This window comes from Roseomonas rosulenta (assembly GCF_016106005.1).
GTDB classification, from domain to species: Bacteria; Pseudomonadota; Alphaproteobacteria; order Acetobacterales; family Acetobacteraceae; genus Neoroseomonas; species Neoroseomonas rosulenta.
Genome location: NZ_JACADR010000192.1, coordinates 1 through 8,481, shown reverse-complemented (window position 1 = coordinate 8,481; position 8,481 = coordinate 1). Strand labels below are relative to the sequence as shown.

General features: G+C 72.1%; 7 protein-coding genes and 1 pseudogene. 4 read left to right on the top strand and 4 right to left on the bottom strand.

Annotated features, from left to right (window positions below; translation table 11 throughout):
* A pseudogene (locus HW578_RS18910) lies at positions 1-461 on the top strand (HWE histidine kinase domain-containing protein); the annotation flags it as partial.
* A gap of 183 nt (positions 462-644) precedes the next feature.
* Here the strand turns inward: HW578_RS18910 and HW578_RS18905 are convergent.
* A complete protein-coding gene (locus HW578_RS18905) occupies positions 645-1,712 on the bottom strand; it encodes an LLM class flavin-dependent oxidoreductase (RefSeq protein ID WP_198372267.1) in 1,068 nt (355 codons plus the stop codon).
* A gap of 120 nt (positions 1,713-1,832) precedes the next feature.
* Between HW578_RS18905 and HW578_RS18900 the strand changes: the two genes are divergently transcribed.
* Positions 1,833-2,783, top strand: coding sequence for a Bug family tripartite tricarboxylate transporter substrate binding protein (locus HW578_RS18900; protein WP_198372266.1), 951 nt, complete (start codon positions 1,833-1,835; stop codon positions 2,781-2,783).
* A gap of 7 nt (positions 2,784-2,790) precedes the next feature.
* On the opposite strand, the gene HW578_RS18895 is transcribed toward HW578_RS18900, so the two are convergent.
* Genes HW578_RS18895 through HW578_RS18885 form a run of 3 tightly spaced genes read right to left on the bottom strand, consistent with a single transcriptional unit; the run spans position 2,791 to position 5,444 of the window.
* Positions 2,791-3,081, bottom strand: coding sequence for a DUF1330 domain-containing protein (locus HW578_RS18895; protein ID WP_198372265.1), 291 nt, complete (start codon positions 3,079-3,081; stop codon positions 2,791-2,793).
* 30 nt (positions 3,082-3,111) lie between these two features.
* A complete protein-coding gene (locus HW578_RS18890) occupies positions 3,112-3,885 on the bottom strand; it encodes a short-chain dehydrogenase/reductase (protein WP_198372264.1) in 774 nt (257 codons plus the stop codon).
* Between the two features lie 2 nt (positions 3,886-3,887).
* Positions 3,888-5,444 (bottom strand): acetolactate synthase large subunit, encoded by a 1,557-nt coding sequence (locus HW578_RS18885; RefSeq protein ID WP_232479114.1) that lies wholly within the window; start codon positions 5,442-5,444, stop codon positions 3,888-3,890.
* A gap of 170 nt (positions 5,445-5,614) precedes the next feature.
* On the opposite strand from HW578_RS18885, the gene HW578_RS18880 reads away from it, so the two are divergent.
* Positions 5,615-6,046, top strand: a complete 432-nt coding sequence (locus tag HW578_RS18880) for a hypothetical protein (RefSeq protein ID WP_232479113.1) — start codon at positions 5,615-5,617, stop codon at positions 6,044-6,046.
* Positions 6,047-6,166: 120 nt separating this feature from the next.
* A complete protein-coding gene (locus tag HW578_RS18875) occupies positions 6,167-8,440 on the top strand; it encodes a fused MFS/spermidine synthase (RefSeq protein ID WP_198372261.1) in 2,274 nt (757 codons plus the stop codon).
* Positions 8,441-8,481 lie beyond the last annotated feature (41 nt).

Here is an 8,481-nt window from a genome sequence, read left to right as displayed (position 1 = left end):
TGCTGGCGGCGGAACGCTGGACCGGCGCGCCGCTCGGCACGCTGCTGGCCGAGGAACTCGTGCCCTTCGGCGGCGCCGCGGAGGCGCGCACCGCCGCCGGCGCGCGCTTCGCGCTGGACGGCCCGCCGCTGCGCCTGCGCGCCGAGGTGGTGCAGCCGCTCGGCATGGTGGTGCACGAGCTTGCGACCAATGCGGCGAAGCACGGTGCGCTCTCGACGCCGGCGGGGCGCGTGGCGGTCACCTGGCAGGCGGACGAGCAGTCCGGCCTGCTGAATATCCGCTGGGCCGAGACGGGCGGCCCGCCGCCCTCCTTCCCGATGACGCGCGGCGTGGGCTCGCGGGTGATCGAGGCGACCGTCACGGGCCAGCTGGGCGGCAGCGTGGAACGCCGCTGGCCCATCGAGGGGCTGGTCTGCGACATCGCCCTTCCGCTGGCGCGCATGCGCGCCGGGCCGGGGTGATAAGCAGCGCACGAAGGTTTCACCTTCGTGCCCCTCAATCGGCGGGCGGCAGCCATCCGGCCGCCTTGGCGTCGTGCCGAAGGCACGCCTGCGGCGTGACGCCGGACGACCGGCAGGCCGCATTCGCGGCCTCGGCTCTTCGGGCCGCAGGTCGGAACTTCGTGCGCCTGATATGAGGCCGCGCTACTCCGCCGCGGCCGGCACCGCGGCGGCGGCGAAGCGCGGTGCCACCTGCTCCATGAACAGCCGGATCGATCGCGCCGCCACATCCGCCGGCATCGGGCCGAGCCGGAAGGAGCAGATCACGCCGCCCACGCCGGTCGCCTCGATCTCGGCCATGCGCGCGGCGACGGTGGCCGGCGCGCCGGCGATCAGCGCGAGGTCGGGGTTCACGCGCGCGGGGGGCACCGCCTCCTTCTTCATGATGATGCCCTGCTCGGCGTAGATCTTCTCGCGCAGCTGCTTGCGGTGCGCCTGCATGGCCTCGAAGGCGGGGATGCCGATGCGCTGCGCTTCCTCGTCGGTCTCGGCCACCACGACGTTCCGCCAGACCCAGGATTCATCCATGCAGCGGGCGATGTGGGCGGCGTCGAAGCCCGCTTCCGCCATGGTCGCGCGATAGGCGACGAGCCGCTTCGCCGTCGTCTCGAGGGACTGCACGTTCATCAGGAAGGGCAGGCCGCGGCGTGCCAGGTGCAGCGCGCCATCCTCGGACGACGCCGCGCGGATCAGGTAGGGGTGCGGCCTGGTGAAGGGCGTGGGGCGCAGGCGCGGGACGTTCAGCGTCCAGAAGCGGCCCTCGTGGCGGAAGCCCTGCGGGCTGGTCCAGGCCTTGAGCATGATGCCCTCGGCCTCCTCGTAGCGCTCGAGGGCTTCCTCGTGGTCGATGCCGTAGCCCTGGTATTCGTAAACGTTGTAGGCGGTGCCGCGGCCCAGGCCGACGATGACGCGCCCGCGCCCGAGATTGTCGAGCAGCGACATCTGCTCGGCGAGGCGCATCGGGTGGTGCAGCGAGACCTGCGCCACCGCGAAGCCGACCTTGATGCGCTTCGTCGCCGCCAGGATCGCGGCCGCGAAGGTGACCGGATCGACATAGGCGCAGTTGCCGTCGAAGTGGTGCTCGGCCAACCAGATCACTTCCACGCCGAGCTCGTCGCACAGCTTCGCCTCGGCGACGCAGTCGGCGATGACATCGGCGTCGCGCTCGGGGTCGCGGCTCTCGGGGAAAAGGAAATTGCTGAAGCGCAGCATCCGGCCTGCTCCGCGATGGATGGGCCGAGCCTAGCGGAACGGCGCACCCGCGCAACGGCCTTGCACGGCGCGGCACGGGCGGGGCACGGTTCCGCTTGCCATGGCGGGGAGACACTGCAGGTGAGCACGCGTCGCATCCTCCTCGGCGGGGCGCTCGCGCTGCCCGCGATCGCCGCCCGCGCGCAGGAGCGGCCGGTGCAGGTCTATGTGGGCTTCGCACCGGGCGGGAACATCGACCTCGCGGCGCGCATGGCCGCACCCTTCCTCGAGAAGCACCTCGGCGGCGGGACGCAGATCATCGTGGTGAACAAGCCCGGGGCGGGCGGGATGCTGATGCTCAACGACGTGGCGGCGGCCGCGCCTGACGGGCGGCATGTCGCACTGGTGTCGTTCCCCGCGCTGGTCACGGCGCTCTACGACAACACGCCGCGCTACCGCGTGGACAGCTTCGCCTATGCCGGGCTCCTGACGGACGAGCCCTATACGGTCTTTGTCGGCACCGACACGCCCTATCGCAGCCTGCGCGACCTGGTGGAGGCGGCGCGCGCCGCGCCCGAGGCCATCAACATCGCCGGCGCCGGGATCGGCAGCGCGCCGCACCTCGCGCTGATGGCGATCGAGCGCGCGACGGGCGCGCGCTTCACCTGGGTGCCGACGCAAGGTGCCGGGCAGGCGATGCAGCTGGTGCAGGGGGGGCACGTGGCGGGGTCGATCTCGACCGTCAGCCTGACGGTGCGCGCGCATCTCCAGGGCACGCTGCGCGTGGTCGCGATCATGGAGCGCGAACGCTGGGACAAGGCGCCCGACCTGCCCACCGGCGTCGAGCAGGGGGTGGACGTGCTGGTGGGCTCGGCGCGCGGCTTCGCGCTGCCCGCCGCCACCCCCGCGCCCATCCTGGCGCGCTGGGAGGAAGCGGTGCGCCGCACGGCCAACGACCCGGAGTTCCGCGCGCTGGCCGAGCGCGACTTCCTGATCGTGCGCCACATGGACCGCGCCACCATGACGCGCTTCGTCGACGACCAGGCGCGCGCCTATGGCGAGGTTTGGCGGAGCAGCCCCTGGCGGCGGTGACGTGGCCTCACGCCGGCCCGTCGACGATGACGAGGCTGCCCGTCGAACTGCTCTGCCTGAGCCCGATCACCGCCTGATAGGCAGGGGAGGCGTACCAGCCCTCGGCGGCCGCGCGCGATGGGAATTCGATGATCACCGTGCGCTGGTGCGGCCAGTCGCCCTCGAGCACCGTGAGCGTCCCGCCCCGCACGACGAAGCTGGCGCCGAAGGGTGCGAGGGTCGGCATCACCTGGCCGCGGTATTCGGCGAACATCGCATCGTCGTGGATGGTCTCGACCGCGATCACGTAGGCCTTCATGGCGGGTCCTCCTTTCCTGGTCTGGCGCGATCAGGCACGGAACATCCCGCCGCCATCCACGTCCACCACCGTGCCGTTGACGTAGTGGCCGCGCGGGGAGGCCAGGAACACCGCGAGGTCGGCGATCTCGGCGGCCTCGATCGCACGGCCGAAGGGCAGGCCCGTCAGCGTCTCGGCCCAGCGTTCCTCGTCGCCGAACTTCAGCTTCGCGTTGGTGCGCGCCTGGGTCAGCATGCGGTCGGTCTTGGTGACTGCCGGGTTGATGCCGACCACCTTCACGCCACTGGCCTGCGCCGCCGCTCCGATTGCGGAGGTGAAGGCGATCAGTGCCGCATTGCCCGCGCCGCCGGCGATGTAGCCCGCGCGGGGCGCGCGCCCGGCCATGCCGATGATGTTGACGATCGCGCCCGACTTCCGCGCCTCCATCGCCGGCAGGTAGAGTTGGCAGAGGTGGATGTAGCCGAAGACCTTGAGGTCCCAGGCCTGCTTCCAGCGCGCGATGGTGATATCCTGCAGCCGCCCGGAGGGAATGGCGCCGGCGTTGTTCACCAGGATGTCGATGTCGGGGAAGGCGGCGTGCAGGCGCTCGCGCTCGGCATCCTGCGAGAGGTCGGCAGCGATCGTCTCGACGCGCACCTGGGCCTTGCCGCGCAGCTTGTCAGCGGCGGCGGCGAGGGCGCCGGCATCGCGCGCCGACAGCACCACGTCGCAGCCCTCGGCGGCGAAGGCTTCGGCGCAGGCGAGGCCGATTCCCTTCGAGCCGCCCGTGACCAGCACGCGCTTGCCGTGAAGTTGCATGTCCATGGTCAGATCACCAGTTCGATGAGGAAGGGCGTGGGCCGCGCGAAGGACTGCGCCATCAGGTCGCCGACCTGGTCAAGCGTGGTGGCCTGCGCCGCCTCCACGCCCATGGCCTCCGCCATCTTGACCCAGCCGATGTCGGGATTGCCGAGGTCGAGCATGTCCATCGCCGTGCGCCCGGGATTGGCGCCGACGTTCTGGTACTCGCCGAGCAGGATCTGGTACTTGCGGTTGGACAGGATGACGGTGGTGACTGGCAGCCTCTCGCGCGCCTGGGTCCAGAGCGCCTGCACCGTGTACATCGCCGACCCATCGGCCTGCAGGTTGATCACGCGCCGCCCGCCGCCGCCGATCGCCGCCCCGGTGGCCAGCGGCAGCCCGCAGCCGATCGCCCCGCCGGTGATGTGCAGCCAGTCGTGCTTCGGCGCGGCGAAGGTCTCGCTGTAGAAGCCGCGGCCGAAGGACACGCTTTCGTCGGCGATGATCGCCTCCTCCGGCATCAGCGCCGCCACGGTGCGGGCCAGGCCCTCGGGCGTGGGGGCGCCGCGGGCCGCTTCGGGGCGCGCGCCGACATCGGGCATCGGCACCGCCGGCGCGCCGAGTTCGTCGCACAGCGCGCGCAGCGCCGCCTCGGCATCCTGTTCGTAGCGCGTCAGTACATGGACTTCCGCCGTCGCGGGATAATGCAGCGACGGCTTGCCCGGATAGGCGAAGAAGCCGACCGGCCCCCGGGAATTCACCAGGATGATGTGCTCGACCCATTCCAGCGCCTTGATCGCGACATCGGCCGGATAGGGCACGCGTTCGAGCGGCAGGCGGCCCTGGCCGCGCTGCACGCGGCCGTTCGAGCCCTCGGCCAGCAGCTTCGCGCCGGTCGCCTGGGCGGCGCGCCAGGCCAGCGCCTGCGCGCCCTCCCGCAGCGCCGTACCGCCGAGCAGGATCAGCACGTTCTTCTTCTCGCGCAGGATGCGCGCAGCGTTGCGCACGGCCAGGGGGTCCGCCTGCTGCGCCACCGGCACGGGCAGCGGCGCGGCCACCACGCCCCCTTCGTCCCAGCAGGTGTCGGAGGGCAGCACCAGCGTCGCGATCTGCCCCGGTGCGGTACGTGCTGCCTGCACCGCGGCCGCCGCATCGGCGCCGACATCCTTCGCCTTGGTGGAGGTGCGCAGCCAATGCGAGACGCCGCGCGCCCAGCCTTCGGTATCGGCGGTCAGCGGCGCATCGAAGGGGCGGTGATAGGTCGCCTGGTCGCCCACGCAGTTCACTATGCCCGAGCGTGCGCGCCGGGCGTTGTGCAGGTTGGACAGGCCGTTCGCCAGGCCCGGGCCGCAATGCAGCAGCGTCGCCGCGGGCTTGCCGGTCATGCGCCAGTAGCCATCGGCCATGCCGGTGACCACGTTCTCCTGCAGGCCGAGCACACACTTCATGCCCGGGATGCGGTCCAGCGCGGCGACGAAATGCATCTCGCTCGTGCCCGGGTTGGCGAAGCAGACCTCCACGCCGCATCCAAGAAGGGTATGCACCAGGCTCTCGGCACCGTTCACCGCGTCTCTCCCGCTCATCGATGATGGTGCAGCCTGCGCGGGACGGCGCGCGCGGGCAAGGTGGCCCCCTGGCGCGCGCCATTGCCGGTCTGTCCGGCGCGACGCATTCTGTGCGGGATCGGCATGAAGGTGGCGGCGATGCCCTGTTCGAACCCCTGGCCCTGCCGCAGCACCCCGGTGCCGCGGCCATGACGGCGCTGCGCACCGCGCTCGTCGGATTCGCGGCCGGCGCGCTGTCGGTCCTGGTGTTCCACCAGGGCACGGTGGCGCTGCTGCATCTGGCGGGGCTGGTGCCCAACGCCCCGTTCCAGCTTCGGCCGGTGCCGCCCCTGGGGGTGCCGCAGCTCGGCTCGATCGCCTTCTGGGGCGGGGTCTGGGGCATCGTGATCGCGGCCATCCTGGCGGCGCGGCCGGGCTGGCCGCCCATGCTGGTCGGGTTGCTGGTGGGTGCGGTGGGCTGCGTGCTGGTGGGCTTCACCGTGGTCGCGGCGCTGCGCGGGCAGCCGCTGATGGGTGGCTTCGACCCCGGCCGCTGGTGGCGCAGCATGCTGATCAACGGCGCCTTCGGCTGGGGCGTGGGGGTGCTGCTGGTCGTGGCCCGGCGGCTTCGCATCGGTTAGGGCGGCCTCCGCGCCCTCCCGGCGTGGGCGCGACCTTGCCGTAATTCGGCCGCCATGGTTCTCAGGATGGAAAGCGGCCAGCCAAGGGGGGCGGCCACTGGGAAGCAGGGGTCCAACGCGATGATGTCGCGCCTCGCCGTCGCGTTCTTCGCGACGGGGTTCGCTGCGCTGCTGTGCCAGATCGTCTGGCAGCGCATGCTCGGCATCTTCGCCGGGTCCGATACGATTTCCGCCGCGCTGGTGGTGGGGGCCTTCCTGGCCGGGCTCGGGCTCGGCTCCATCATCGGGGCGAAGGTCGCGGACCGGCTGAGCCCCGCGCGCGCGCTGGCGGGCTTCGCGCTCGCCGAGATCGGCGTCGGCGTCTTCGCGCTGCTGTCCAAGCCCTTCCTGTACGACTGGCTCGCCACCGACATGGCCGGGGTGGTGGATGCCGCGCCGGCCATCTTCGCGCTGTGCTTCGCAGGGCTGGTGCTGCCGACCACGCTGATGGGCGCCTCCCTGCCGCTGCTGGCGCGCGCGGTGGCGACCTCACGCGAGGACATCGCCGAGCGGATCGGCACGCTTTATGGCCTGAACACGCTGGGCGCGGGGCTGGGCGCGTTGCTGGGCGGCTGGCTGCTGGTCGGGCACCTGGGCTTCGTGGCCGCGCTGTGGCTGGCGGCCGGGCTCGAGTTCTTCGCCGCCGCGCTCTCGCTCACGCTGCTGCGCCGGCTCCGCGAGGCCCCCGCGCCCGCCGCGCCCGCCGGCGATACGGCCGACGACGCGCGCTATGGCGGCCTGCCGCTGTGGTGCCTGCTGGTCTTCCTCTCGGGCTACGTGATCGTGGCGCTCGAGATCGTCTGGGTGCGCATGATGGGTCAGGTCGGGCAGTACCATGCTTATCTGTTCCCCACCGTGCTCGGCATCTTCCTGCTGGCGGACGGGGCAGGCATGGCGATTGCCGCACGCATGGTCCGCCGCATGGAGGACCCGCGCCCGGCCTTCTTCATCACGCAATCGGCCGGCTTCGTGCTCGCCACGGTGCTGCTGCTGGCACTGTGGTACCTGTTGCCGCTCTGGCCGCTGGCGGACTGGCTCTCGGTCGACCGCAACCGGATGCAGGGCGGGCCGCTGCTGGTGGCGATTGCGATCACTGTGGTGGTGGTGGCCCCGCCATCCTTCCTCATTGGCATGACCTTCCCGTTCGTGCAGCGCGCGGTGCAACGCGACCTGTCCAGCGTCGGCGCGCGCGTCGGCTGGGTGCAGCTGGCCAACATCGCCGGCAATGCGGCGGGGTCGATCCTGACGGGGCTGGTCACCTTCCACCTGCTCGGCACGGCGGGAACGCTGAAGCTGCTCGCGGTGCTCTCGCTGCTGCTGGTGGGCTTCTGGCTTTGGCGCGCGGGGGTGGCGAAGCGCCCGGTCGAGGCCGGCCTCGCGCTCGCCTGCGCCGTGCTGGTCTTCGCGCTGCCAGGCAATGCCGCCTTCTGGACGCGGCTGCACCACGAACGCTCGGGCCAGGTCGCCGCCTGGGCCGAGGACCGCTCGGGCGTGGCCTATTTCCGCGACGAGCGGGCAGAGGACGGGCGCGCCGACGGGCCCTTCTTCATCCAGGGCTTCAGCCAGGGGCGCATCCCCTTCCTGCCGATCCACCAGTTCCTCGGCGCCGTCGGGCCGCTGATCCACCCCAACCCGCGCGAGGTTCTGGTGATCGGCGTGGGCTCGGGCGGCACGCCCTGGGCCGCCGGCGTGCGCCCGGAAAGCCGCGTCCGCGCCATCGAGCTGGTCGGCCCGGTGCTGACCGCGCTCGAGGAGGTGGGCCGCCGCCACCCGGGCAGCCCGATGGCGCAAATGTTCCGGGACCCGCGCTGGCGTCTCGAATACGGCGATGGCCGCCGGACTTTGGCGAAGGAGTACCGCCGCTACGACATCATCGAGGCCGATGCCATCCTGCCGGAGGCCTCGCATTCCGGCCTGCTCTACAGCGCCGAGTTCCTCGAGCAGGTGCGCGAGCGTCTGGCCCCGGGCGGGATCTACGTGCAATGGGCGCCCTCCCAGCGCGCGGCCGAGACCTTCGCCGCGGTCTTCCCGCACACGCTGCTGCTGATGCCCGTGGCGGTGCTGATCGGGTCGAACGACCCCATTCCCTTCGACGCCGAGCGCCTGGCCGCGGCGCTGGAGGCGCCCGCCACCGCCGAGCACCTGCGTCGCGGCAACCCCGCCTTCCGCGACTGGAGCGCGCTCTTTGCCGCCCCGCCGATCGCCTGGACGCCCGGCATGCCGCGCCAGGACCCGCCGCTGACCGACATCTTCCCGCGCGACGAGTTCTACATGAACAACCCGGTCACCACGACCGACGTCTATGCCCGCCGCATGAGCCCGGCGATGGCGCGCGCGCCGCGGCCCGCCCGCTGAAGGCCCGCGCCGGACGCCGCCGTCCGCCCGGCGGCGGGCGC

Bases quoted from the DNA above. Each gene is read 5' to 3' on its own strand.
- HW578_RS18880 (WP_232479113.1), top strand. From the start codon at position 5,615: ATGACGGCGCTGCGCACCGCGCTCGTCGGATTCGCGGCCGGCGCGCTG.
- HW578_RS18895 (WP_198372265.1), bottom strand. From the start codon at position 3,081: ATGAAGGCCTACGTGATCGCGGTCGAGACCATCCACGACGATGCGATG.
- HW578_RS18875 (WP_198372261.1), top strand. From the start codon at position 6,167: ATGATGTCGCGCCTCGCCGTCGCGTTCTTCGCGACGGGGTTCGCTGCG.
- HW578_RS18905 (WP_198372267.1), bottom strand. From the start codon at position 1,712: ATGCTGCGCTTCAGCAATTTCCTTTTCCCCGAGAGCCGCGACCCCGAG.
- HW578_RS18885 (WP_232479114.1), bottom strand. From the start codon at position 5,444: ATGAGCGGGAGAGACGCGGTGAACGGTGCCGAGAGCCTGGTGCATACC.
- HW578_RS18890 (WP_198372264.1), bottom strand. From the start codon at position 3,885: ATGGACATGCAACTTCACGGCAAGCGCGTGCTGGTCACGGGCGGCTCG.